Source organism: Nocardia sp. NPDC051929 (assembly GCF_044548645.1).
GTDB classification, from domain to species: domain Bacteria; phylum Actinomycetota; class Actinomycetes; order Mycobacteriales; family Mycobacteriaceae; genus Nocardia; species Nocardia sichangensis.
This window is the reverse complement of record NZ_JBIUCG010000011.1, coordinates 191932-215512: the sequence shown is the minus strand read 5'-3', so window position 1 is coordinate 215512 and position 23581 is coordinate 191932. Positions and strand designations below refer to the sequence as shown.

Here is a 23581-nt window from a genome sequence, read left to right as displayed (position 1 = left end):
GGTAGCCCACGGCGGAATATCTGCGGTGGTGGTCTGACGCGACGCCGGGGGCGCTTGTTACCGTGGCTTATGACGAGCGAAGCCGTGCCACGACGCCGCGAGTTGCTACGTGACTTTTTGCGTGCCAGGCGGGCGCGGGTGCGGCCCGAGGATGTCGGGATTCCGGCGACGGGCCGGCGGCGCACGCCTGGATTGCGGCGAGAGGAGCTCGCCGTGCTGGCCGGAGTCGGGGTGTCCTGGTACACCTGGTTGGAGCAGGGGCGCGACATCACCGTCTCCGACGAGGTGCTCGATGCGATCGCCCGAGTCCTGATGCTGAGCGAACCGGAACGAATCCATCTGTACCTGCTGGCAGGACTCAATCCGCCCACCCTGGAGTGCGCGCCCGTAACAGCCGTCACGCCGGAAGTGCAGCAGTTGATCGATGCTTGGGACGGGCGGCCCGCGGTACTGCGCGATCGGTACTGGAATGTGCTGAGGTTCAACGACACCGCCCGGATGGTGTTCGGCTACGGCGACGGCGAACACAATTGCCTCCTCACGTATTTCACCAATCCTCGCTATCGCGCCATGGAGGAGCTGTGGGCGGCGAACGCACCCGCCATCGTTGCCGCGTATCGCGCAAGCGCGGGCATTTGCCCCGGCGACACCGATTTCCGCAGGGTGGTCGACAATCTCCGGTTGATGAGCCCGGAATTCACCGAACTGTGGGAGCGGCAGGAAGTCGGAGTTCCGGAGCAGGCGGTGAACGCGCTGCGTCATCCCGACGTCGGTGAATTGTTCTTCGACGCGACGACGTTGACGGTCGCGGACCATCCCGAATGGCAACTCGTGCTGTACAACCCGAGGCCGGGCACCGCGACCGGCGAGCGCCTGGAACGGCTACACCGCGGGCGCGTCGCCTCGCCCGCCTGACGGCCGCAAGGTGGTGGTGCCACACCCACCATAAATGCGCACTGTTTGCTTCGGGGCTGGGTCGGCACGCTGGAGCCATGACGCACGACAGTTCCCGATACAACGGCAAGATCGCACTCGTCACCGGCGGCACCAGCGGCATGGGGGCGGCCACCGCGCGGCGGCTCATCGCCGAAGGAGCGAAGGTGATCGTCACCGGGCGCGACAAGGCCCGGCTCGACGCAGCGGTCGACGAACTCGGGCATCGGGCAATCGGGATTGCCGGTGATGCAGCCGACCTCAGCGATCTGGACACCTTGGTGACGACTATCCGCGACCGGTTCGCCCGGTTGGACGTGGTGTTCGCGAACGCGGGCATCGGCGCGTTCCAGACCATCGAGGAGGTCACCGAAGACGAGTTCTACCGTGTCCTCGACACCAATCTCAAGGCCGCGTTCTTCACCATCCAGAAGACGCTGCCCCTCCTGCCGGACGGTGCGGCGATCGTTATCAACGCGTCCTTCGCCGCGTATCGCGGCGCGCCCGCCGCCGCCCTCTACACCGCGAGCAAAGCCGCGGTGCAGAGTCTGGCCCGGACCCTCGCCGCCGATCTGACAACCCGGCGCATCCGCGTCAACTCCGTGAGCCCTGGGTACATCGACACCCCAGCCTTCCAGGCCGAAGCATCCGCCGAGATCAAGTCCACGATCGCCACCACGGTTGCCGCCGGCCGGGTCGGCACCCCGGAGGATGTCGCGGCGGCGGTCGCTTTCCTCGCGTCGGACGAAGCGTCCTACATCAACGGACAGGACATCCTCGTCGACGGCGGACTGATCTCGGTCATCCCGGCAGCGGTGCTGTAGCCGAGCTTCGGCAGGAAAAGCTTGTCCGAAGACGGCCGTGCTGACCGCGGGCGCGTTCGAGGGCGGCGTATCACGTATGCCCTCGAAGATCGCCGCGCTGAGTCGACGACCTCAGCCGACCCTGGTTCTCATCGGGCGTGTGCTCGGAACCGGCGTCGAGGGGGTTCGCGGCCATTCTGACCGCGAGGCCCGACTGTATTGCGCGTGCGGCGGAGCTGCCGGGCTTACGGTCGGCCTGAGCCTGGAAGCAGGCAAGGAACTCGCCGGCGAGCCCGAGCCGGGGGTACCGCTGGAGTACCTCGGCACGGAAGGCGGGGCTGAAATCGTCGATGTTCTTTCCCACGATGTCCAGCGCCGCGGCCCGCGACAGCAAGTGCCCTTCGGGATCATCGGCCACGTCCACGTCAGGCCCCATATGCCCGGCGATGACTTCGCCGAGGCGTTCGCGGCGCTCGCTCGGCCAACCGGCGCCGGCGGCGAACACCCGGGCGACATGGCCGCCGGCCTCCTCGAAGGAGACGGTGTGACTGTCGAACTCCGGCACGAGGCTGATGTCGTGGAACATGGCAGCCGTGAACAGCAGTTCGGTGTCGTAGCGGATGCCCTGTTGACTGCCGTAGGCGGCCGCCCAGATGTAGACGCGGTGCGAGTGGTTCAGCAGGGCGGCGGAGTGGTAGGCGGCGGCTACCTCCAGGGCGGCCGATGAGGCGGCCGTGTCGGGGATCACGAGGTGGTCCACAACGCTCATGCTTCGACAGTACGGCGTGGCGGCCCGTGCTCTTGATCCATTCCGACGGCCCGATCGTCGGCCATCACTACTGAAGGCGGGCCATCGGCTACACCTTCAACTGGCCCGCCGATTGTGGACCTGAAGTGCGTAACGTCGAAGCCGACCAGTACTCCGACGACCGGAAGGACCTTCATGCGAGCCATCACAGTCCGGGATCGCGGGGCTGGCATCGGCGGATTGACCCTGACCGATCTGCCCCACCCGCACGCCGCTGAGAACGACGTCATCGTGCAAGTCCACGCCGCCGGCTTCACCCGCGGCGAGCTCGATTGGCCAGGGACGTGGACCGATCGCGCCGGTCGCGACCGCACCCCGAGCGTCCCCGGCCACGAACTGTCAGGTGTAGTCGTCGCGCTCGGCTACGGCACCACTGGACTCACGGTGGGCCAGCACGTCTTCGGGCCGACCGACTGGGCCCGCAACGGTTCGCTCGCGGAGTACACCGCCGTGGAAGCCCGCAACCTGGCCCCGCTCCCCGCTGACGTCGACCACGTCGCCGCGGCCGCGCTACCGATCTCCGGTCTGACGGCCTGGCAAGCCCTGTTCGACCACGCTCACCTCGAAACCGGCCAAACCGTCCTCATCCACGGAGTCGGTGGCGCCGTCGGCTCCGTCGCCGCGCAACTCGCCCAGGAGGCGGGAGCCCACATCATCGGCACCGGCCGAGCCTCCGACCGGGACGCGGCCCGAGATTTCGGCGTCTACGAGTTCGTCGACTTGGACGGAGAGTTCCTGGAGGACGTCGGCGAGGTCGACGTGGTACTCGACGTGATCGGCGGCGACATCCGCGACCGCTCTACCGCGCTACTACGCCCCGGCGGCACCCTCGTCACCATCGCCGGTCCACCCACCATCCACCCTCACGACGGCCGAGTCATCTTCTTCGTCGTCGAGCCCAACCGCGAGCAACTGGCCCAACTGGCCACCCGCCTCCGTCATGGCCGGCTCATCCCGCTCGTCAGCAGCGTCTGCTCCCTGGCCGACGCCCCCGCGGCGTTCAGCCCCGACGGGCGCACCCGCGGCAGAACGATCGTCAAGGTGACCACGGACTGACGAGACCAGCTGTTTCGGCCGTCGACCGAAGCGTCCAGCTCGGAGGCGCCTGGATTAGCTCATTAGATGCTGTCGCCGAAGTCACGCGGCAACTCGACCGATGAAATGCCGTTAAACACGGAAATGCCACGGCAGAATGTGGCGATGCGGACATTTGCTCGATTGTTGCACGCTGTCGTCGCCGGGGCGCTGGTTGTGGTAGCCGGTCAGGGTGTCGCGGCCGCCCCCGCCGCGAGCGACACCCATATTCAGTTGCCCTGGCTGACGTCTGGGCCGGATGCGGTGCAGGCGTCGGGTGCGGCGCTGGCAGACGGAATCACCGGCACGGTGCTGTGGTCGCGACAGCCGAACACCCCGGTCCCGATAGCCAGCATCACGAAGGTGATGACGGCACTGGTCGTGATCAATGCCGGCGACCTCGACCGGGCCATCACCGTGCCGCAGGAAATCATCGCCTACGACACCGAGTACGACGGAAGCACCGCAGGCCTGGTCCCCGGCGAGGTGCTCACCGCGCGACAGCTCCTGTACGCGATGATGCTGCCGTCCGGCTGCGACGCCGCCTATACCCTTGCCGAAGCCTACGGGCCCGGACAAGACGGTTTCATCGCCAAAATGAACGACACCGCGCGTCAGATGGGCCTGGCGGGAACACATTTCGCCGACCCCAGCGGGCTGCCTGTCCCCACCGACCACTCCACCTACTCCACACCGGCGGACCTGGTCGCCCTCGGCCTGCGCGCGATGAGCCTGCCGGTGTTCCGGGAGATCGTCAGTTCGCAGAGCTATCACGTGCCCGCCGGCCCGGGCAACCGCGCTCACCTCTGGCAGACCACGAACAGGATGCTGCACGACTATCCCGGCACTATCGGCATCAAAACCGGATACACCGACGCTGCGGGAACCTGCCTGCTGTTCGAGACGGTCAGGGCAGGAATACCGCTGATCGGTGTGGTCTTGCACAGCTCACCCGACAGCGGCGCTGCCGCGAAGGATGACGCCGAGCGCATGGTGAACTGGGCCTACAACCCGATCTTCAGCGCGCTGCCGATCAGTTAGCGCCGAATGCGGTGAGCCCTCTGCTGATCCGGTTCCGATGTCGGCCTCCAGCTGTGGTCATGCCGCTTCGAGGGCCGGATCCGTTCGGCGACGAAGTGCCCTCCGGTGGTGGCCGTGCGGGCCGCCTCGACCACCTGTTCGCGCTGTTCGCGGTGATACCGTGAACGCGACAAACGTCCCGTCGACCGACAGTGAGTGGCCAGCGTTGGTGTCCGAGTCCGTTGTGAGTGAGGCCGAGTCTCGTAAAGGACTTCCGCGCACCAAGCGCGGCGAACGCACACGCGCCGCGCTGATCGCCGCGGCGCGCGAGGTATTCGAGCGCGACGGATACCTCGATGCCAAGATCTCCGATATCTCCAAGGCCGCCGGGACGGCGTCGGGGTCGTTCTACACCTATTTCGACGGCAAGGAAGAGATCTTCGCGGCGGTGGCGGAGCAGGTGCAGGAAGAGATGCTGCACCCTCACGTTCGCGGGCGCACGGGCGTCACCGACCCGCGCGACCTCATCGAGGCGGCCAATCGGGACTACCTTCGCTCCTACAAGCGCAACGCGCGCCTGATGGCCGTGCTCGAGGAGGTCGCCCTGATCAACGAGGATTTCCGCGAGCTGCGGATGGAACGAGGCAAGGCTTTCGCGGAGCGCAACGCGAAGATGATCAGCGCGCTGCAGGAATCCGGCCGGGCCAGCGCGGACCTCGATCCCATGATCACCGCGCACGCCTTGTCGGTGATGGTGAGCCGGATGGCCTACCTGGTCTTCGTCCAGAATCAGCGCATCCCGTTCGAGAAGCTCGTCACCACCCTGACGCAGCTGTGGGTCAACGCGCTGCAGCTCGAATCGGACTGATATATCGCGCAGGGTGGGCAGCGTTGATAAGCGATCGTTCGAAGGAAAGACCGCCATCGGTGTCGTTCCTGGTGAGCGAGGGAGCGGGATTCGTGTCCGGCCAGGTCGTCTATGTGGCCGGCGGACCTCGGGACAAGGACGGAAGGACAGCGACCGATGAAAGTATTCCAGGGCTTGGCCGAGATGGAGAAGGCCATCGGAACTCACCTCGGATACAGCGACTGGTACACCGTGACCCAGGAGCAGATCGACCGTTTTGCCGACGCGACGGGCGATCACCAGTGGATTCACGTGGATCCGGTGAAAGCGGCGACGGGACCGTTCGGCACGACCGTCGCCCACGGATTTCTTACGCTGTCTCTCATTCCGATGCTGTCCCGGCAGATCTATCGCGTCGAAGGGTTGTCGATGGGCGTCAACTACGGCGCCAATAAGGTGCGGTTCCCCGCGCCCGTTCCCGTGGGGTCCCGGCTGCGCGCGGGAGTCGAGTTGCTCTCGCTCGCGCCTGCGAACCTGGGATTCCAGGCAGTCAGCCGCGTCACCGTCGACATCGACGGCGCCGCCAAGCCCGCGTGTGTCGCCGAGACGGTCGCGGTGCTGGTGCCTTGATGAGCGACCGTAACCGCGAGGATCTGCCCGGCTTGGACCTGGATCGCCTGGCGGCATGGCTGGCCGATGTCGAGCCGGATCTGCTCGCAGGGCCGCTCACCGGCCGCCTGATCGCAGGCGGGAAATCCAACCTGACCTACGAGATCAGCGACGGTAGGTCGGCGTGGATCGTGCGGCGGCCCCCGCTCGGTCACGTGCTGGCAACCGCACACGACATGTCCAGGGAATACCGGGTGATGACCGCGCTGGCCGGCACCGGCGTACCCGTTCCCGCCACCTACACGCTCTGCGAGGATCCCGATATCCTCGGCGCGCCCTTCTATCTGATGGAGCGGGTGATCGGGACGCCCTACCGCACGGCGGCCGAACTCGCAGCGATCGGCGCCGACCGGACGCGAACCATCTCGACCGGAATGGTCGACGCTCTGGCCGCTCTGCACGCCGTCGATCCCGCGGCAGCCGGACTCGCGGATTTCGGACGTCCGAGCGGATTCCTGGTGCGGCAGGTGCACCGCTGGAAGAAGCAGTTGGACGCCTCCTACTCCCGGGAACTGCCGGGTGCGGACGCGCTGTACGGGAGGCTCGCGGCCCACCAGCCTCCGCAGTCTCCGGATGGAATCGTCCACGGCGACTACCGGCTCGACAACATCCTGATGGACTCCGAAGACCGCGTGGTCGCCGTAATCGATTGGGAAATGGCCACTTTAGGTGATCCGCTCACCGATGTGGCGCTCCTGCTGCTGTATCGCCGCCTCGGCGAGATCGGCGTCACCGGTGTCAGCGACGTGGCGCTCGCGCCCGGGTTCCTCACCGAGGCCGAACTGCTCGACCGCTATGCCGAACACAGCGGCCGCGACCTCGCGCACTTCGGTTTCTATCTGGGGCTCGCCGCCTTCAAACTCGCGGCGATCCTCGAAGGCATCCACTACCGCCATCTCCACGGGCAAACCGTGGGATCCGGCTTCGAGACCGTGGGATCCGGGGTCGAACCGCTGTTGCGCATCGGGATCGAAGCACTCGAGTAGAACAACCGATGACCGGCACACTCTCGACGCCCCCGGTGAGACCGTCGTGGGCGGGCGCCGGTCGGCTCGGCAGCCGGGCAGATCGCGCGCGTCGTCGGCATTGCGGGGCGGACCCGGCAATGGGCAAAGTTGAATCTGAAGTCGAATTCAAATACGGTGCGTAGGCAGCCGTCAGTCAGTACGAGGAGTCGCCATGTTCGAGCTCTCGGAGCGATCTCGCCGATACCGCGAGGATCTGCTCGCCTTCATGGACGAGCACGTCTACCCCGCGGAGGCGGTCTACCACGCACAGATGACGGAGTCCGGTGATCCGCACTTCCACCCGCCGATTCTCGAAGAACTCAAGACGGAAGCGCGCAAGCGCGGTCTGTGGAATCTGTTCCACCCGCACCCGGAGTGGGGTCCGGGCCTGACGAATCTGGAGTACGCGCCGCTCGCCGAGATCATGGGACGAAGCGCGCATCTGGCGCCGGAGGCGACCAACTGCAACGCTCCCGACACCGGGAACATGGAAGTGCTGACGCTGTTCGGCACGCCCGAGCACAAACAGACGTGGCTGCGTCCGCTGCTGGACGGCGAGATCGCCTCGGCGTTCGCGATGACCGAGCCGGCGGTCGCCAGCTCCGATGCCACCAACATCGAGCTGCGCATGCGGCCCGACGGCGACGAGTACGTGCTGAACGGCCGAAAGTGGTGGACCTCCAACGCCTTGCACAAGAATTGCAAGGTCCTCATCGTGATGGGCAAGACGGATCCGGATGCGCCCGTGCACCGTCAGCAGAGCATGATGGTCGTCCCGATCGACACCCCTGGCGTGACGGTCCTGCGCAACCTGCCCGTCTTCGGGTATCAGGACCGGGAAGGGCACGCCGAGGTGGTGTTCGAGAACGTCCGAGTGCCGCGCACCGCGCTGCTGGCCGGTGAGGGCGACGGGTTCATGATCAGCCAGGCCCGGCTCGGGCCGGGACGGATCCACCACTGCATGCGAGCGATCGGCATGGCCGAACGGGCGCTGGACCTGATGATCGACCGAGCGCAAGCGCGGACGACGTTCGGCGCGCCGCTGGCCGACCGCGCCAACATTCAGGATTGGATTGCCGAGTCCCGCATCGAAATCGAGATGGCGCGGTTGCTGACACTCCAGGCCGCCTATCTGATGGACACCGTCGGAAATCGCAACGCGCGCGTCCAAATCGCCGCGATCAAGGTGGCCGCGCCCCAAGTCGCGCTGAAGGTGATCGACCGGGCCATCCAGGTCCACGGCGGTGGTGGCGTCTCCGACGACTTCCCTTTGGCGAACATGTACGCGCATCTGCGCACTTTGCGTCTGGCGGACGGGCCGGACGAGGTGCACAAGCGCACGATCGCCCAGATGGAGTTGCGCCGCCGCGACCCTTCATGGGGCAAGCGACCGTAGCCGGACAGGACGAAGCGGCACAACCCACTTCAAGAGGAGGAACGTATGGCCGAGCCCTGTGTGGTGGTGGCGACCATGATCGCGAAGCCGGGCCAGGAAGAGCTGGTGGAGCGGACGTTGCGGACGGCCGCGCCCGCGGTGCACTCCGAGCCGGGCTGTCTGCTCTACGCACTGCATCGACGGATCGGCGAACCCGGTCGATTCGTGATGATCGAGAAATGGGCGTCGAAAGAAGCGCTGCGCGCCCACGGCCAGAGCGCGGTGTTGCGTGAGGTCAACGAGGCCTTGGGCGACGCGCTCAGTCATCCGGCCGAGGTGCTGGTCTTCGACGCGCTGCCCGCGGGCGATTCCGAACTGGGAGCGCTCTGACGCACGAACGACTGCCCGGCACGATGTTCACCGGAGCGAATATCGGAAAGTTCGTGCTAATGCTCTGAATTGGATGCGTCCGGGCTCGCGTTCTCGGCCAGCACGATGTCGGTGGATTCCTTGGTGCTCGGGCTCATTCGGGGTGCCCTTCGTTGTTCTCGCTGAACAGGTGCTTGCGAGCGTAGATCGACGGAACGCCGAACTCACGACGGGCCGAGAGCGGCCCACAGCCGCTCGATGGTGTCCGCCGCGTCGCGGTGCAGGACGCCGGTGAGCCCCGCGTGTTCGGCCGCGACGATGTTCTGTGGCAGGTCGTCCACCATTACCGTGGCTCCCGGCTCCACATTCAAACGGGCGCAGGCGATGTCGTACGCGCGCCGCGATGGCTTGCGTACACCGATCTCGCCGGAGATGGTGACGGCGTCGAACATCGAAGCGAGGTCGAATCCGGCGTAGCAGTCGTCGCCGAGTGAGTTCGACAGCAGCCCAACACGGAATCCCGCATTCCTGACTTCGGTCACCAGCTCGATCATGGCGCTGTCGGCTCGCAGGCCGGACTGAATGCGGTGAACGAGCCCGGCTCCGTCCACCTCGACCCCGTGCGCACGCAGCCGCGCCGCGAAGCCCTGTTCGAACTCTCGCTCGCCCATGCGTCCCTCCTCGTGGGCGACCAGCAGTGCCCGGGCCTCCACGTCATCGCTGAACAGGCGCAGCGGTAGGCGGGGATCGCAGCCGATCGACTCGCCGAACTCTCGGAACGCCTCGAAGACGCTGGACGTCAGCACACCCCCGAAGTCGAACAGCACGGCGGTCGCCCGGTGCTCGGCGGGTACGGAGGTGGGACCGGTCATGAGAGTTCCTTTCCACTCCGTGCCGCCGGACGCGGCGTCACGTTGTCGAGTGCGTGCAGTTGTCGGCGGCGCGGCCGAGCACTGGGCGATGTCCGGCAGTCCGAGCATGCTTTCGCAACCCGAGCATAGTTGAATCTGAGTTCATGTTCAATATCAAACGCTGGGCTAACCGCATGAGGCGCCGATGAAGAGCGGCCCCTACGCCTAGCCGTATCTTGAACGTGACATCGGATTCGGGTAACTATCGAAGTCGACTTTTCAGCACCACGAGATATCGGAGCAGTCTCTTGACCACGGTCTCCCCGCGGAGTGCTCGTCTGACCTTCCGCGCCCTCGAGCCGATCCACGGCATGATCTACTTCACCCCGCACGGCCCCGAGATGTATCGCGACCTCGGTCTGACGGATCCGCGGATGATGTACTTCGCCTCCAGGTCCGCTGCCTTCGGTCCGGTGGCGGCCGATGTCACCGTCGCCGCGTTCTTCAACTTCAATCCGGCCGCGGTGCGTGTCGCCCTGCCTGCCGCGTGGGAAATCGCATCCCCCGCAGCGATCTTGCGCGCTAGGTTGCTCGCCGTGGACCGTTCGCTGCGGCAGGCGTGGAACGGTGACATCGCCGACGCCGACGTCCGCGAGGCCGCCGGTTTGGCACGGCGTGCCGCCGAACGCGCTCGCGAGCGGCCCCAAGGGCGCGCGCTGTTCGCGGCCCATGCGGCGCTGCCCTGGCCCGACGAACCGCATCTGGTGCTCTGGCACGCGCAGACACTGTTGCGGGAGTATCGAGGTGACGGCCATGTGGCGCTACTGGCGACGGAGGGACTGGACGGTATCGAAGCACTGATCACGCACAGCGCGACCGGCGAGGTCGCCGCCGAGGTACTGCGCCTCGGCCGATCCTGGAGTGAGCAGGACTGGGCATCCGGCGTCGACCGGCTTCGTGCCCGCGGGTGGTTGGCGAACGGCGCTCTCGCTCTGAGCGAGCACGGCGCCGCCCGGCGCAGGGCGATCGAGGACAGGACCGACGAGCTGGCGGTCTATCCGTACGAGGCGATCGGCGAAGACGGGTGCGCACGTCTGCGCGCTCTGGCCTCGTCGTTGGCGGTTCGGGTCATCGAAGGCGATCTGGGATTTCCGTCCGTGCTGTCGGAGCGCTACCGGCAGGCGATCCAGGCCGAATCTCGATGAGCCGGGCGAAGGTGGCCGCGGTGCGGCCGGAGATCAGCCGGGTACTCGCGGTCCCCGCCGCGTTCATCAGGGAGATTCCGCCGGAGTTCGAGGACGGCAACCGGCACATGAACGTGATGCACTACTTTCGTCTGCACGGCGAGGCGATGTGGCAGCAACACGGTGCGCTCGGCTACACCGAGTCCGGGAAGTTCGGTCTGTTCGCGATGGAGCAGCACGTCGCCTACTACCGGGAAGTGCTGGTGGGACATGAGGTCTCGGTGCACGTCTGCGATCTCGGGCGCACCGACAAGGTCGCGCGCGGCATCTCGTATCTGGTCAATCGCACCGTCGGCGAGGTCGCGAGCTCGTTCGAGTTCCTCAGCATGAACGTCGATCGGGTGTCTCGCCGCCCGGCGGAATTCGCCGACACGGTCGCCGCCGCCCTGGACGAATCAATCGCGCGCGCTCGATCGCTTGGTTTCGGCCCCGACGACGGGGTGCTCGAATTGCGTCCCTCGCTGGTTCGCGAGCGGGACTGAACAGCTCCGGCCGAGCTCATCGGCTCGACTGGAGCAATACCTCGAAATTCCTCTCGGAGAGTGGCATTCGTGCCGCGAAAGTCATCGGTGGACGAGTGGGTGGAGGACGTCCCTACCCGAATTGATGCCAGGGTATCCGGGCGCGGGCGAGTTCGGACTGTTCGTCGGCGGTGAGTGGTGCACGCCCGCTTGCTTTGGCCAATGTGGTGGTGCGGTCCCAGCCAAGGCGCGTGGCGGCTGTGCCGACACCGAGAAAGTCGGTGACGGCGGCTGCGGCCGCGGGTGTGGTCCAAGCGGGGGTGCTGAGGGCGTTGGCCAGGTCGAGGCCGTGCAGGGCCAGTTCCACGACGCGGGTGAGCAGGAATTCTCGCAGAGTCATGCCGTCGCCCCATCGAGTGACGAGGAGCCGCTCGGGCGGTTGTCCGGCGATGGCGCGCAGAGCGCGGCGGCGTTGATGGTCGAAGGCGGCGACGAGCGCCGCTGTATTCGGATGTGCGGCTGCGGCGTCCTGGGCCGCCGACACGCGTGCGGCGTTGGCGGTCGCGTCGAAGATGCGCGGGTGGTAGTAGCCGGCGGCATCGAGGTTCGCGCGGGCGGGTGGGGGAGCGGCCAAGCCGTCGGGGACGCGAGCGATCGCGGCTGTGACGTGCGCGATGAGTTCGGCGACTGTCCATGGTGGGCATGGGGTTGGCAATGTGAACTGGTGTGCCGTCAGTGTGGCGGTGGCCCGCACCCAGGCGGTGCACTCCTCGTCGAAGGCCCGGGCCACGAGGTCATCCGTAGGCGCGTCAGGCAACGACCGGCCCTCGGCGCTTCGTGCGACGCAGTGTCGCGAAGACCGCGAGGGCGGCGGTGATCGCGAGGGTTGGATGCACGATGCGGTCGCGCATGTCGACCGGGATGACGCCGAGGATGGCGTCGCCGCCCACGATGCCCAGGGCGGTTTCGATCGCGTAGAGGATTCCGACTGCGGTGACGACCGGGATGGGTCGGGTGCGCAGCCCGGCGAGCAGGGTGATACCGACTACCGCTTGCAGGGCCGCGCGCCATCCCGATCCAGGAAGGGAGAATGCCGGAGCGCCGAGCAGTGTGGTGAGCGACCGGATGAGAAGGAACAGTCCCACGACGGAGCAATACCACTGTGTGGCAGTCATCTCCGCTGATCTTCGAAAGGTATGGGCAACCACGAGACTCCTTATTGCCATGGTGGCAGTAACTGTATTGCTTATACTGCCACTGTGGCAATAGCGGAGGTGAAACGGCGTAGGCGCACCGTGGCGGAGGCTCGTGCGGAGATTCTGGGAGCGGCTGGCGCGCTGCTGCGTGAGCAGGCATCCGAAGCGGTGACCGTGAGCGCGATCATGGCCCGGACGACATTGTCGCGGAAGTCGTTCTATGTGTACTTCCCGGATCGGGTCGCATTGCTGCGCGAACTACTCGCTCCGTTGCGCGCCGAGACCGATGCCGCCATCGCCCGGTGGCGCACTGCAGCCGATCCCCGCCCGGCCGCGCGTGCCGCGTTGGAATCGGCTGCGCGGATGTATCAATGCGACGGCGCCCTGTTGCGCACCCTGGCCGTGGCCTCGCAGCGGGACGCGGAGGCCGCCCAGTTGTGGCAGGAGTTCCTGGCTCCACTGGAAGAGGTTGCGGCCGAGACGATCACGCGAGCCGACGAGCGGCTTCCCGCTGTGTCGGTTGCCCGGGCCCTGGTCGCGATGAACGTGCACTATCTGCTCGACGAGGTCGTCGGCGCCGCACCCGAGTCGGTGGACGCGGCCGTCGACACGGTCGCCGTCATCTGGGAGCGCACCCTGTATCCCCACGACTGAGACGGCGGTCGTTTTCGGCTCGACATGACCAACCCCAGAATGACCAGCAGGCCCAGGACCTATCGGTGCGGTGTCCGCGCAATCTGCGGCGCGCTGCCGGAATTCGGCTATCGCCCCTCCGGGGCGCTCAGGGCAGGTACCCGACCAGAGCCTCGCTGAGGCGACGCGCCGCCTCACACGGTTTTCGGGGTGCATCGGGCTCGGCCGGACTGCTGGAGATCCCGCTGTTGTCGATCACCTAGGCCGCGAAGGCGGACTGGGCCTGCGCCGGAGCGGGGGACATCAGCGCCGCACCGGCGAGGAGGGCGGCAGGCGCGGGTCACCCCTTCGGTCAGCCGCGCACGTGCAGCCCGAAACCCGTGCGGCCCGAGGGCTCCAGCCCTTCCTTCAGTTGCAGCGAGGGGATCTCATAATCACCGAAGTTCTGCCGCCGGAACGCGATCGGCTCGGTCGAATCCAGGGTGAGCAGGCGTTGCTGCCAAGCCTTGGCGACATCCGGGTAGTCCTCGCCGGTCATCCGGTCGGTCCCGTACAGCACGAACGGCGGCAGCACTTCGATGCCCGGGTAGTAGAGGATGCCGTGGTGGATCGGGAACAGCAGATTCTCGATCGGGCCGTTGATGCCGCGGGCGGCGTAATGCGACTCCGGGCCGCCGGCGGTCACCGACAGCAGAGCTTTCCTGCCCGCGAGTGTGCCTTCGCCGAAGCGCTCACCGTACTTCGTGTCGTTGTGCTCGCCGACGCCGTATGCGAAGTGGTAGGTGAACACGCGGTCTACCCAGCCTTTGAGGATCGCGGGCATCGAGTACCACCACAGCGGGAATTGGAAAATGATCATGTCGGCCCACAGCAGTTTCTCCTGCTCGGCCGCGACGTCCGGGGTAAGCGTCCCGGCGTCGAAGGCCCGGCCGGAGTCCAGGGCGACCTTCAGCGGACTCGAGGCGTGGGGCCCGTAGTCTGCGGCGTCCACGACCGCCTTCCAGTTCATCGCGTACAGATCGCTCACTCGTACCTCGTGCCCGGCTGTCTCCAATGTGGACACAGCGAGGTCCTTCAGCGAGCTGTTGAGCGACTTCGGCTCGGGGTGGGCGTAGACGATCAGCGCCTTCATGGGAACTCCTTCGGATCAGGTGCCTTCGATCCTGAGCACCGCTGCGCCCGGTGTTCAGAGACGCTTCTTCCGCCGGACGGGACTTCCTGGTAACGGCAGGACCACCTTCGCGAGCACCACCGAGGCCATACTGGGGACGTGGACGATCTTGCGGGCTACCTGCGGACCCGGCGTTCCCGGGTCGACCCGGCGACCGCCGGCATTCCCATCGACAGGCGCCGCCGGGTCGAAGGGCTTCGCCGCGAGGAGGTCGCGCACCTGTCCGGGGTCAGCGTCGACTATTACGTGCGCCTGGAGCAGGGCCGTGCGACCCAGCCTTCCGAGCAGGTCCTCGACGCGCTCGCTCGCGTCCTGGGCCTCGATGAGACCGAACGCGGGCACCTCTACCGGCTCGCCCGGCAGCGCCGCCGCCGCGCGAAGGCGCCGAGCGGGCGGGTCCGACCGGAGCTGCTACGCGTCCTCGACCTGGTCGCCGACGCACCCGCGCTGATCATGGACCACCGCATGGACGTGCTCGCCGGAAATCGGCTCGCCGGCCTTCTCTACGGCCGACCGATGCCGGGCCTGAACACCGCCCGGCACATCTTCCTCGAGGAGGCCGAGCGCGGCCTCTACGCCGACTGGGAGAATTGCACCCTCGACGTGGTCGGGCACCTGCGCCTGGCCGCAGGCAAATACCCCGAGGACCCCCGCCTGGCCTCGCTTATCGGTGAGCTGGCGATGGGCAGTGAGCGCTTCCGCCGCCTCTGGGCCCGCGCAGACGTGCGCGCCCGCACGCATGGACGCAAGGCGTACCGACACCCGCTGGTCGGATTGCTGGAACTGCATCAGGAGAACTTCGCACTACCGGACGAAACGGGCATGGAGCTGCTGGTGCTGTCCGCGCTCCCCGGCAGCCCCGCCGAGGACGGGCTGCGTCTGCTCGCGGGGCTGGACGCGGACAGCGGTGACACGCAACCCACGATGAACGCTCAGGTTCGCGAGTAACTCAACGCCGGCCCCCGGAAACACCTTAGCTGGCTGCGAGTTGGACCAGTCCGATGTCGTTGCCGCCGATCCCCACGGTGACGAGCGTGGTGTCGGGAGTAAGCGCCTCGTACTGCGGCGCCACGGAAGCTCAGGGTGCTATCCGAGGAAGTTTCGGGAGGCGAGTGGGGAGCTGAGTCGGGCCCGGAGATGCACTTGATCATCGCCGGGCCCAACACTTCAGTCTGAAGCAGCCGTCACCCCCATAACCCGAGAATGCGCGGATTCGACGAGTCGGCCGCTATCCGCCTCCATGTCGGCCTGTCGGGCCGGCTTCACTTCAAGTGCCGGGCGAAGAACCGGTTTGCCTCCTCTCCCGCGAACTGCGGGACGCCGGTGTGCCCGCCCATGTTGGCGTGCAGCGTCTTCTCCTTGGAGCCGAAGGCGTCGAACAGGTCCAGGGCCATCTGCCGGTCGTTTCTCTCGTCGTCCCACTGCAGCAGGACATGCAGTGGAATAGTGACCTGCCGGGCCTCCTCGAATATGGCGCGCGGCACGAAACTCCCGGCGAACAGAACGGCGGCCACGATGCGCTGCTCGACCGCCGCCAGCCGGGTGCCGATGGAGATCACCCCGCCCGAATACCCGACCGGCCCGCCGATCTCGGGCAGCGCGAGAAGGGCGTCCAGGGCGGCCCGCCATTCTGGGACCGCCTGGTCGACCAGCGGGAGGACGAGCCGGTCGACGATGTCGTCGGTGACCGGCTCGCCAGCCCGTAGCACCCGGTGCAGGTCGGCGCGGACCTGCTCGGCGGCAGCCGAACGGGGCCGGTCACCGCTGCCGGGGAGCTCGATAGTGGCTGCGGCGAAGCCCTCCGCCACGGAGTGCCGGGCCCGGGCAATCAGTCGGGGGTACATCTTGTCCAGTCCGCCTGGGTGGCCGATCAGGATCAGCGGTGCCGGCGCGGATGCTGATCCGGGCGTCCACAGGACGCCGGGGATCTCGCCAAGGGTGAATTCGCGCTCGAGGATATCGTCGTCGAGGCGCTGTTCAGAAATGAATTGCACGGTGGTGCCTTTCGGGAGTGCTCTTGAACGGCGCTCCCGGACGATCTATCGCCCGACCGTGACCCCAGAGGGGAGCACCCATGTAGATACTGTGTTCACGGGTACCACCTCCTCGTTCACTTGCACGGCTTCCGGAAGGCTAGCAGTGGTCGCCGCGGTCGACCAACAGGTTTTGCGGAGGCTCCGGGGCCGGTGCCGCGGAGCCGCTCGCTTACGGTGTCCGCCGTGTCTGGTGACGAGGGTGCTGCGGTCGAACGGAGCTCAGTCGGCGAGATAGCGCAGCATCACTGCGGTGTCGAAGTGCCTCGTCTCGACCAATCGGAGCTGGATGCGCTTGTCCAACGATGGGAACAGCGGTGTGCCGCCGCCGAGCACCACGGGCAAGACGAACAGTTGATACTCGTCGATCAGCCCGTGTGGTATCAGCGAAGCCGCGAGGCTCGCGCCACCGATCTCCATGACGCCATCGCCTCCCGCCTTGAGCCTGCGGACCTCCTCGACCGCGTTCTCGCTGATCAACGTGCTGTTCCAGTGGACCTCGGTGAGCGTCCGGGAAAAGACGACCTTCGGCTTCTCCGTCCAGAGCCTGCTGAACTCCCGCTCGATGCGCGGCGCGTCCGCGGGCACATGCGGCCAGTACTCGGCCATCAGCTCGTACAGGCGACGGCCGTGCAGCGAGACCTCGATTTCGCGGTAACGGTCGTTGTGAAACTGGTGTAGCTCCTCGTCAGGGTTGGTCCAGTCGATGCTGCCGTCGCGGTCGTTGATGTAGCCGTCCAGGGACACGCTGAACCCGTAGATCAGTTTCCTCATGACGGGGTAGACGACAGCGAGTTGCGCGGATCCGTGATGGTGGCGCGGCGCTCGTAGGCGATCCAGGCGAAGATCGCGGCAAGCACCAAAGGGAAGATTCCCATCAAGGGCTTGTCGGCGATGAAAGCCTGCGTCGCTGCGGCGAGCACGGTGAGAACGGACAGACCTGCGGCAGCCAGGGCACTGAGCCGTGGCACCATCAGGCCGATACCGCCCGCCACCTCCGCAACTCCGATGAAGACGAGCAACCCGAGGGGGATGGTCAGATTCTCGGGGGCGTTGTCCGTCAGGGCGCTCGGCATAACGAGTTTCGGCCCGCCGGAGGCGATGATGAAGAACAGGCCGAGCAGGATCTGCAGGGCCCACAGGACGCGGTTGCGGACCTTGCCGGGACGGTCGGTGACGTCGCTGGAGAAGTTGGTGGTGGGGTTGGCGGTGGTCATTCCTGGTCCTTCTGGTTGGTGCGCCGCGTTGGCAGCGCGTTCACCGGATAGGACGGAGCACCGTCGGAGAACTCATCGCTGTCCACGAAGATTCTCCGGACCGCTTTACGTGGAGGAGTTTTGCTTCGATAGTGCGAGATCGTGGGTCTCACTCCGTTGATACCGCATGCGAGTAGTCCGCTACGCGGCGGTTCGTTCTGGGCGTGGCGACGAGAGTCATTCGTCGACGTTCGTTGTCTCGCGATCGCGTAGTCGGCTACTCGTGCCGACAGTTCGTGACCTGGGCATGATGGCCGGTGTGCGATAGCCGAGATCGACCGGTCGACGTACGCCTGCGAAATGAAGACCGACGCCGCGATCGAGTAGTGAAATGGTGCTCATCCATAATGCCACGCATGCGACGTGTTTCCAGCTCACGTTGGTCGAAGAATTCGCCCTGCACAGCGGCGACCGCCGACTTTCCATTCCGCACGCGGCGGAGCGGGTGCTGACCTATCTGGCACTGCTGAACCGGCCGGTCTCTCGTGGCCGCCTCGCCGGCGCGCTGTGGCCGGAGTGCGCTGATCACTGCGCGGCGCAGCGTTTGCGAACCGCCCTGTGGCGCTTGCGCCGTATCCAGGACGCGGTCGTGGAGATCAACGGCGACCGTCTTCGCCTCCATCCGGACGTGGTCGTCGATCTGGCGTATCTGACCGAATTGGCGCAGAAACTGGTTCACCAGCCGTGCTCGGAGGATCTCGCGCGCGTCCCGCTGCTGCTGGATCGCGCAGCGCTGCTGGCGGACTGGGACGAGGAGTGGGTGGTCGTCGACCGGGAACGGTACCGATTGGCCTGGGTCGCGGCGCTGGAAGCGGCGGCCGAAGCCTTGCTGGAGCGTCGGCAGGTCGGCGCCGCCCTGATGGCCGCGTCGGCGGTGGCGGCGGCAGAGCCGCTCCGGGAAAGCTCCCGCAGGATTCTGATGCGAATCCATCTCGCGCAGGGCAACAAGATCGACGCCCTTCGGGAATACCGGCGATACCGAGACCTGCTGTGGGCCGAGTTCGACACCGGGCCGTCGCCGGAATTCGACGAACTCCTCCTCCGCGTCCAGAAGTGCGACGCCCCGGCGGTCGAGTCGCTCCGGAATCGCTGACACGAGTCGCACGGGCGCGGTGACGATAGACGACGAACACTGTCGGGCACTGCCGCGCTGGGCGAAACGCTGAGGTGACGGTGGTGTGACGCGCCTGAGGAACACTCCGCCAGTAGCGGACATGACCACATCAACCTCTGTTTCCAGGCGGTTGCACCATGAATTCTCGTGAACAAGTCCAAGCGGCGTGGTTGAAGCAGATCGGGGCCGCCGCAGAACGTTACGTCGCGACCGAGACCAAGCGCGAAGACATCGAGCAACGTCGCAAAATGAAGGACAGTCCGGTTGTCGACTCTCCGGAACAGATCTGCGCTCGGGCGCAGCGGCTCGCGACCAGCGGCGAGATGCCGGTCGAGGCCATGATCGAAGTCGGCCGGATCGAGCCCTCCGACCGGGTCACGACGCTCGAGCGGATCATCGGCGTCAGCAACGAACTCCAACCGGCCAACTTCCTTTCCCGCGGTGCTCGCACGGCGGCGTCGGTCGCGCGGATATCGCTGAGCCGCAACGGCCGAGAAGTACCGCTGGGCACCGGGTTCCTGGTGTCGCCCCGGCTGCTCTTGACCAACAATCACGTACTTCCCGATCAGGACACCGCGCGGCAGGTCGTGATCGAGTTCGGCGCCGAGACGACGATCGACAACGACCCTCGCCTTCCTGTGCGGTTCCGTCTCGACCCCGACTTCTTCGTCACCGATGAGCACCTGGATTTCACTTTGGTGCCGGTTCGTCCCGGCGCCGACGGCAAGCCGCCCGGCGACGCCGTCGGCTGGTGGAACCGGCTGATCATGGACCAGGGAAAGATCGTCATCGGTGAGGCGATGAACATCGTCGGGCACCCGATGGGCAGGCTCAAGGAGATCGGCATCCGCCGCAACCAGCTCGACTTGCAGCTCGATGACTTCCTGCATTACTCGACCGACACCGAACCGGGGAACTCCGGCTCGCCGGTCTTCAACGACCAGTGGGAGGTCGTCGCGTTGCACCACTCCGGCGTTCCGCGCACCGACGAGCAAGGGCGGATTCTGCGCCGTGACGGCACAGTCTGGCACGAGGGCGACGGTGACGACGCGATTGCCTGGAGGGCCAACGAGGGAGTGCGCATCAGTGCGATACTCACGCACCTGGCCGGACTGCAGCGCTCGGCGCGCGACCAGGAGTTTCTCGCCGAACTCGGTCCCAACGCCGGGCCGGTCGGCGGACCATCGGCGATCCGCCCCCGCCTCGCACCTGCCGAGGACCGCACCGAACTGATAGGTCCGGCTTCGGCGCCGCGTGAAAGCACGGAACTCCGCCACGGCGTCACCGCCCGAGCAGGCGCCTTCGGCGGCACACGTCACCTGCTGTTCCTGCACGGCCGCAGCCAGCATGGTCGCGATCCCGAACTTCTGCGCCGCGAGTGGACCGCCGGCCTCAACAAGGGCCTCACCCTCGCCGGGCTCAGCACGTTCGATCCCGCGGATGCCTTCTTCCCGTTCTACGGCGACCGTTTGGCAGCCCTGCTGCAGCCCACGGAGGAAACGGCACTCGCGCCCGAGACCATGGCCGTCGATCATGCGCTGGCAATGGCGCCGACGACGCCGCAGGCTCGCCGTCTGTACGAACAGATCCTGCAGAACGCGGCCGCGGACGCGGGCATGCCCGCCGAGGACGGGCAACCGGCCGACCGGGTCGAAGCGGAAGGACTCGGTTCGATCGGCAGCGCGATCGCGAGCAGGCTGCAGCGGCAGCTCAGCTGGCTGGCCGCCCGTACCGACCTGGACGAGCTCATCATCGCCCAAGTCTTCCGGGACGTCGCTTCGTACCTCGCCGACGAGCAGATCCGGCAAGCGGTACTCGACTGTGTCCTCGAGACCGCTCCCGCATCGGGACGGCTCACCCTCGTCAGCCACAGCCTCGGCACCGTGGTCGCGATGGATCTGCTCACCCGGCTCCAGCCCCAGCTCGACGTCGCCGTGCTGCTCACTCTCGGCAGTCCCCTGGGGCTGGACGCGGTTTACAACAAACTCCTGGTCCCAGGACCGCACCGGCCGGAGCGTGTCGGCGACTGGCTGAATGCCTGGTCCGTGGTGGATCCGATCACCATCGGATGCCCGCTGCGCCATATCTGGAAGGGACAGCTGCGGGAGATTCCCGTCGACAATCCCAAGGAACGGGCCCACAGCATCGCTGAGTACCTTGCCCATCCAGCTGTCGCGCAAGCCATCCACAACGGTGTCGCGCCGACGACGGGACCATGACGGGAGTCCGTGGTTCGTGATGGTCCGGCACCCGCGTGACACGTCGGACGCGGCCGGTGAGAGCGGCGGTGCCAGGGCCATCCCGGTCACTTGCTCAACCTGGCCGTCAGGTGCGGAACGGTGGCGAGCGAGTTCGCAGTCGTCGGCAATGACCGAGTTTGTGCCTGAGGACTGCGCGGATACTTCGCGGAGTTGCTGGAACTTTATTCCAGCAGGATTTCTACCGGCTGCTCATAGTCGTGTTCGATGTCGGCGGACCGGTGGCGGATTGCTGTCGGTGCCGCCGGAGTCGCCCCCAACGGTATGAGCTTTTCGCACCGGTGCACGCAATGTGGATTGCCGACGGATATGTGTGGGCGCTGGGTGCGGCGACGGCCTAGCGAAGAGTTCAGCGTGGCCCAGCAGGTCCATCCACCTGGCCGGGGTCACCGTTGCGACCACTGTCGGGCTGACCTTCGGTGCCTGCTCTCTCGCTTGCACTCTTTCCAACTCGGCGCGGTTTGACCATGCGCCGAATACCGGCGGCCGGAGCATCGTCACCAGCTCGTTTCCGCCGCAACGCGTCGAGATCGATGACACTGGCATCAGGCTCGGCACTGCCCGGATCATCCTTCGGAGCGGGGTGCCGCGCCGCTCCGGGGTCGACCGGCCACCACCCTGTCTCCCGCTGCAGTTCCGATCGCAGTACGGGCTTGGTCGGTGCAGGATCATAGACGGAGCCACCGTCCGAGCGTCGAGTCTTTGGGAGACGTTCGCCGGCCTCTTCTGCCACGCGCCGCGGGCGACGTGGTAGTCGGGTGACTTTCGACGTGCCGTCTCCCGCTCCGGGAGTCTCCACAGCCTTCATCCCTTCTTCCTGTTTCCGCGCGACCGTTCCAGCTCGTCGTACCCCTTCCGGCTGGGCCCTGGCAAGGGTTCCGGTGCGTCGCTCACGTCCGTATTCTCCCTCAATAGGTAAACCGCTGGGCACCGGAGCCAGGCCCGGGCCGCCGCGAGACTGGCGGGTATACCGGAATGTTGTTGCGCACGCAGGTGTGCACGACCGCGCTGCCACACGGTGGTGATCGCATCCGGCAGACCTTTCAGGCCATCGCACACCCGCGACACCATGACCGTCGTCGGCCACGCAAGGACCTCCCGATCGATGTCTCGCCGCCCTCTTGCGCAACCGCGGCGGGAGCGCGACGGTGTGAGTGTGCCCCCCGCCGGGCTCGTCGGACAATGCGACGGACCGTCCGATCGTTGGGAGGAAAAATGGCGAACAGGTGGACCGAGCAAGACATACCAGCCCAGAAGGGACGACTAGCGGTCGTCACCGGCGCCAACAGCGGGCTGGGGTTCGAGACGGCCCGAGCGCTCGCGGCGCACGGTGCGTCGGTGGTGTTGGCGGTTCGGGATGTCGACAAGGGCAAACACGCCGCAGACCGTATCGCCGGTGCCGTTCCCGGCGCGGACACCACCATCCAACAGCTGGATCTGACCTCGCTGGCATCTGTACGGACTGCTGCCGAACAGCTGAAATCCGCTCACGCCACGATCGACCTCTTGATCAACAACGCCGGGGTGATGTACCCGCCGAGACAGACCACCAGCGACGGGTTCGAGCTGCAATTCGGGACGAATCATCTGGGACACTTCGCGCTCACCGGGCTGCTGCTGGACAGAATGCTGCCGGTGCCGGGCTCGCGGGTGGTCACGGTCAGCAGTGTCGGGCATCGAATCCGGGCGCGAATCGACTTCGACGATCTGCAAGGCGAACGGTCCTACAACCGGGTGGCGGCCTACGGCCGGTCCAAGCTGGCGAATCTGATGTTCACCTACGAACTGCAACGTCGTCTGTCCGGCAACGGCAAAACGATCGCGGTCGCGGCACACCCCGGTGCCGCGAACACCGACCTCATGCGCAACATGCCCACTGCGCTGCGTGCGCTCGTGCCTGTCATCGCGCCCATCGTCACGCAAAGCCCAGCGATGGGGGCCTTGCCGGTCCTCCGCGCGGCCACCGATCCCGGCGTGCTGGGCGGTCAGTACTACGGGCCGGGCGGATTCCTGGAGACCCGCGGCTACCCGAAGATCGTCGAATCGAGCGCCCGATCCCATGACTTGGCGATTCAGCAACGCTTGTGGACGGCCTCGGAGGAACTGACCGGAGTCACCTTCCCCGTCTGATCGTCACCGCACGGCCGGAAGGTCGTTCGACGAAGAACCTCCCCAGGCCTGTCCACGCACCTCTAGCAGTACCTGCACTGCTGCACCGCGCCGGCGGGGGCGGCCAGGGGCTGCCCCAACGACGCGGCGACGAGACAGATTGCAGCACAAGTTGTCCCGGTATCGCTTGCCGTATCACAGGTTAGGACGTTCATCCGACACTCGCACAGTGCCACAACTAGCTGCAGGAATGTGGCGTAGTGGAGAGATCGTGGCTATCGCAATGGGATCAGATGCGCGTGATCGCGGGGTCGCCCCTCGTCATGGGACGTGCGTGATGCCTCGCCGAA

At 66.5% G+C, this 23581-nt stretch carries 24 protein-coding genes and 2 pseudogenes; 17 read left to right on the top strand and 9 right to left on the bottom strand.

The genetic code is table 11. The annotated features are described in order from the left end of the window. The first annotated feature begins 69 nt into the window (after positions 1 to 69). Both ACIHAX_RS16760 and ACIHAX_RS16755 read left to right on the top strand, forming a co-directional pair. Positions 70 to 915 (top strand): helix-turn-helix transcriptional regulator, encoded by an 846-nt coding sequence (locus ACIHAX_RS16760; protein WP_355078156.1) that lies wholly within the window; start codon positions 70 to 72, stop codon positions 913 to 915. A gap of 77 nt (positions 916 to 992) precedes the next feature. Continuing rightward, positions 993 to 1757, top strand: a complete 765-nt coding sequence (locus tag ACIHAX_RS16755; RefSeq protein WP_397278342.1) for a glucose 1-dehydrogenase — start codon at positions 993 to 995, stop codon at positions 1755 to 1757. 70 nt (positions 1758 to 1827) lie between these two features. Here the strand turns inward: ACIHAX_RS16755 and ACIHAX_RS16750 are convergent, their stop codons facing one another. After that, on the bottom strand, positions 1828 to 2505 hold the full coding sequence (locus tag ACIHAX_RS16750) for an HD domain-containing protein (protein WP_397278340.1): 678 nt from the start codon (positions 2503 to 2505) through the stop codon (positions 1828 to 1830). A gap of 174 nt (positions 2506 to 2679) precedes the next feature. Between ACIHAX_RS16750 and ACIHAX_RS16745 the strand changes: the two genes are divergently transcribed. The 8 genes and pseudogenes from ACIHAX_RS16745 to ACIHAX_RS16710 all read left to right on the top strand — a co-directional run bounded on the left by ACIHAX_RS16745 (position 2680) and on the right by ACIHAX_RS16710 (position 8926). After that, positions 2680 to 3600: an NADP-dependent oxidoreductase gene (locus ACIHAX_RS16745; protein WP_397278338.1), complete on the top strand. Its 921-nt coding sequence runs from the start codon at positions 2680 to 2682 to the stop codon at positions 3598 to 3600. Between the two features lie 66 nt (positions 3601 to 3666). Then, on the top strand, positions 3667 to 4659 hold the full coding sequence (locus ACIHAX_RS16740; RefSeq protein ID WP_364425365.1) for a serine hydrolase: 993 nt from the start codon (positions 3667 to 3669) through the stop codon (positions 4657 to 4659). 223 nt (positions 4660 to 4882) lie between these two features. Then, the gene (locus tag ACIHAX_RS16735; RefSeq protein WP_356964162.1) at positions 4883 to 5506 is read left to right on the top strand and encodes a TetR/AcrR family transcriptional regulator; all 624 of its coding nucleotides are present in this window, start codon (positions 4883 to 4885) and stop codon (positions 5504 to 5506) included. Positions 5507 to 5562: 56 nt separating this feature from the next. Next, positions 5563 to 5640: pseudogene (locus ACIHAX_RS16730) on the top strand (beta-ketoacyl-ACP reductase); the annotation flags it as partial. Between the two features lie 22 nt (positions 5641 to 5662). Next, positions 5663 to 6115 (top strand): MaoC family dehydratase, encoded by a 453-nt coding sequence (locus ACIHAX_RS16725; protein WP_397278414.1) that lies wholly within the window; start codon positions 5663 to 5665, stop codon positions 6113 to 6115. Beyond that, positions 6115 to 7140, top strand: a complete 1026-nt coding sequence (locus ACIHAX_RS16720) for a phosphotransferase family protein (RefSeq protein WP_397278335.1) — start codon at positions 6115 to 6117, stop codon at positions 7138 to 7140. The genes ACIHAX_RS16725 and ACIHAX_RS16720 overlap by 1 nt, the downstream gene beginning before the upstream one ends. A gap of 193 nt (positions 7141 to 7333) precedes the next feature. Then, positions 7334 to 8557: an acyl-CoA dehydrogenase family protein gene (locus ACIHAX_RS16715; protein ID WP_355078148.1), complete on the top strand. Its 1224-nt coding sequence runs from the start codon at positions 7334 to 7336 to the stop codon at positions 8555 to 8557. A 45-nt stretch (positions 8558 to 8602) separates the two neighbouring features. Next, positions 8603 to 8926, top strand: a complete 324-nt coding sequence (locus ACIHAX_RS16710; protein WP_364425370.1) for a putative quinol monooxygenase — start codon at positions 8603 to 8605, stop codon at positions 8924 to 8926. Between the two features lie 203 nt (positions 8927 to 9129). On the opposite strand, the gene ACIHAX_RS16705 is transcribed toward ACIHAX_RS16710, so the two are convergent. Then, positions 9130 to 9777 carry an HAD family phosphatase gene (locus tag ACIHAX_RS16705; RefSeq protein WP_355078146.1) on the bottom strand — a complete coding sequence of 216 codons (648 nt, stop codon included), beginning with the start codon at positions 9775 to 9777 and terminating at the stop codon, positions 9130 to 9132. Between the two features lie 287 nt (positions 9778 to 10064). On the opposite strand from ACIHAX_RS16705, the gene ACIHAX_RS16700 reads away from it, so the two are divergent. Both ACIHAX_RS16700 and ACIHAX_RS16695 read left to right on the top strand, forming a co-directional pair. Then, positions 10065 to 10961 (top strand): hypothetical protein, encoded by an 897-nt coding sequence (locus ACIHAX_RS16700; RefSeq protein WP_397278333.1) that lies wholly within the window; start codon positions 10065 to 10067, stop codon positions 10959 to 10961. Then, a complete protein-coding gene (locus ACIHAX_RS16695; RefSeq protein WP_397278331.1) occupies positions 10958 to 11482 on the top strand; it encodes a thioesterase family protein in 525 nt (174 codons plus the stop codon). Before ACIHAX_RS16700 ends, ACIHAX_RS16695 begins: the two co-directional genes overlap by 4 nt. A 112-nt stretch (positions 11483 to 11594) precedes the next feature. Here ACIHAX_RS16695 and ACIHAX_RS16690 read toward each other — a convergent pair whose 3' ends face one another. Next, complete coding sequence (locus ACIHAX_RS16690) at positions 11595 to 12251, bottom strand: maleylpyruvate isomerase N-terminal domain-containing protein (protein WP_364425377.1); 657 nt, start codon at positions 12249 to 12251, stop codon at positions 11595 to 11597. A gap of 19 nt (positions 12252 to 12270) precedes the next feature. Beyond that, entirely contained in the window at positions 12271 to 12636 is a 366-nt protein-coding gene (locus tag ACIHAX_RS16685; RefSeq protein WP_397278329.1) for a hypothetical protein, read from the bottom strand. Positions 12637 to 12720: 84 nt separating this feature from the next. Between ACIHAX_RS16685 and ACIHAX_RS16680 the strand changes: the two genes are divergently transcribed. After that, on the top strand, positions 12721 to 13311 hold the full coding sequence (locus ACIHAX_RS16680) for a TetR family transcriptional regulator (protein WP_355078141.1): 591 nt from the start codon (positions 12721 to 12723) through the stop codon (positions 13309 to 13311). 331 nt (positions 13312 to 13642) lie between these two features. Here ACIHAX_RS16680 and ACIHAX_RS16675 read toward each other — a convergent pair whose 3' ends face one another. After that, the gene (locus ACIHAX_RS16675) at positions 13643 to 14422 is read right to left on the bottom strand and encodes an NAD(P)H-dependent oxidoreductase (RefSeq protein ID WP_397278327.1); all 780 of its coding nucleotides are present in this window, start codon (positions 14420 to 14422) and stop codon (positions 13643 to 13645) included. A 138-nt stretch (positions 14423 to 14560) separates the two neighbouring features. Between ACIHAX_RS16675 and ACIHAX_RS16670 the strand changes: the two genes are divergently transcribed. After that, complete coding sequence (locus ACIHAX_RS16670) at positions 14561 to 15409, top strand: helix-turn-helix transcriptional regulator (RefSeq protein WP_364425384.1); 849 nt, start codon at positions 14561 to 14563, stop codon at positions 15407 to 15409. Between the two features lie 31 nt (positions 15410 to 15440). Here ACIHAX_RS16670 and ACIHAX_RS16665 read toward each other — a convergent pair. The 4 genes and pseudogenes from ACIHAX_RS16665 to ACIHAX_RS16650 all read right to left on the bottom strand — a co-directional run. Next, positions 15441 to 15539 (bottom strand): annotated as a pseudogene (locus ACIHAX_RS16665) (SGNH/GDSL hydrolase family protein); the annotation flags it as partial. Between the two features lie 184 nt (positions 15540 to 15723). Next, positions 15724 to 16455: an alpha/beta hydrolase gene (locus ACIHAX_RS16660; protein ID WP_364425386.1), complete on the bottom strand. Its 732-nt coding sequence runs from the start codon at positions 16453 to 16455 to the stop codon at positions 15724 to 15726. A gap of 261 nt (positions 16456 to 16716) precedes the next feature. Continuing rightward, positions 16717 to 17268 (bottom strand): dihydrofolate reductase family protein, encoded by a 552-nt coding sequence (locus tag ACIHAX_RS16655; protein WP_355078137.1) that lies wholly within the window; start codon positions 17266 to 17268, stop codon positions 16717 to 16719. Then, entirely contained in the window at positions 17265 to 17711 is a 447-nt protein-coding gene (locus ACIHAX_RS16650) for a DoxX family protein (protein ID WP_397278324.1), read from the bottom strand. Before ACIHAX_RS16650 ends, ACIHAX_RS16655 begins: the two co-directional genes overlap by 4 nt. 370 nt (positions 17712 to 18081) lie before the next feature. On the opposite strand from ACIHAX_RS16650, the gene ACIHAX_RS16645 reads away from it, so the two are divergent. The 3 genes from ACIHAX_RS16645 to ACIHAX_RS16635 all read left to right on the top strand — a co-directional run bounded on the left by ACIHAX_RS16645 (position 18082) and on the right by ACIHAX_RS16635 (position 23252). Continuing rightward, complete coding sequence (locus ACIHAX_RS16645) at positions 18082 to 18843, top strand: BTAD domain-containing putative transcriptional regulator (protein ID WP_364425390.1); 762 nt, start codon at positions 18082 to 18084, stop codon at positions 18841 to 18843. 158 nt (positions 18844 to 19001) lie between these two features. Then, positions 19002 to 21083: a trypsin-like peptidase domain-containing protein gene (locus ACIHAX_RS16640; RefSeq protein WP_397278322.1), complete on the top strand. Its 2082-nt coding sequence runs from the start codon at positions 19002 to 19004 to the stop codon at positions 21081 to 21083. Positions 21084 to 22337: 1254 nt separating this feature from the next. After that, entirely contained in the window at positions 22338 to 23252 is a 915-nt protein-coding gene (locus tag ACIHAX_RS16635; RefSeq protein WP_397278320.1) for an SDR family NAD(P)-dependent oxidoreductase, read from the top strand. Positions 23253 to 23581: the final 329 nt, after the last annotated feature.

Coding starts and splice junctions, on each gene's coding strand:
- ACIHAX_RS16655 (WP_355078137.1), bottom strand. CDS start 17,268: ATGAGGAAACTGATCTACGGGTTCAGCGTGTCCCTGGACGGCTACATC.
- ACIHAX_RS16645 (WP_364425390.1), top strand. CDS start 18,082: ATGGTGCTCATCCATAATGCCACGCATGCGACGTGTTTCCAGCTCACG.
- ACIHAX_RS16675 (WP_397278327.1), bottom strand. CDS start 14,422: ATGAAGGCGCTGATCGTCTACGCCCACCCCGAGCCGAAGTCGCTCAAC.
- ACIHAX_RS16720 (WP_397278335.1), top strand. CDS start 6,115: ATGAGCGACCGTAACCGCGAGGATCTGCCCGGCTTGGACCTGGATCGC.
- ACIHAX_RS16740 (WP_364425365.1), top strand. CDS start 3,667: ATGCTGTCGCCGAAGTCACGCGGCAACTCGACCGATGAAATGCCGTTA.
- ACIHAX_RS16705 (WP_355078146.1), bottom strand. CDS start 9,777: ATGACCGGTCCCACCTCCGTACCCGCCGAGCACCGGGCGACCGCCGTG.
- ACIHAX_RS16640 (WP_397278322.1), top strand. CDS start 19,002: ATGAATTCTCGTGAACAAGTCCAAGCGGCGTGGTTGAAGCAGATCGGG.
- ACIHAX_RS16745 (WP_397278338.1), top strand. CDS start 2,680: ATGCGAGCCATCACAGTCCGGGATCGCGGGGCTGGCATCGGCGGATTG.
- ACIHAX_RS16715 (WP_355078148.1), top strand. CDS start 7,334: ATGTTCGAGCTCTCGGAGCGATCTCGCCGATACCGCGAGGATCTGCTC.
- ACIHAX_RS16755 (WP_397278342.1), top strand. CDS start 993: ATGACGCACGACAGTTCCCGATACAACGGCAAGATCGCACTCGTCACC.
- ACIHAX_RS16710 (WP_364425370.1), top strand. CDS start 8,603: ATGGCCGAGCCCTGTGTGGTGGTGGCGACCATGATCGCGAAGCCGGGC.
- ACIHAX_RS16685 (WP_397278329.1), bottom strand. CDS start 12,636: ATGACTGCCACACAGTGGTATTGCTCCGTCGTGGGACTGTTCCTTCTC.
- ACIHAX_RS16725 (WP_397278414.1), top strand. CDS start 5,663: ATGAAAGTATTCCAGGGCTTGGCCGAGATGGAGAAGGCCATCGGAACT.
- ACIHAX_RS16650 (WP_397278324.1), bottom strand. CDS start 17,711: ATGACCACCGCCAACCCCACCACCAACTTCTCCAGCGACGTCACCGAC.
- ACIHAX_RS16635 (WP_397278320.1), top strand. CDS start 22,338: ATGGCGAACAGGTGGACCGAGCAAGACATACCAGCCCAGAAGGGACGA.
- ACIHAX_RS16695 (WP_397278331.1), top strand. CDS start 10,958: ATGAGCCGGGCGAAGGTGGCCGCGGTGCGGCCGGAGATCAGCCGGGTA.
- ACIHAX_RS16750 (WP_397278340.1), bottom strand. CDS start 2,505: ATGAGCGTTGTGGACCACCTCGTGATCCCCGACACGGCCGCCTCATCG.
- ACIHAX_RS16760 (WP_355078156.1), top strand. CDS start 70: ATGACGAGCGAAGCCGTGCCACGACGCCGCGAGTTGCTACGTGACTTT.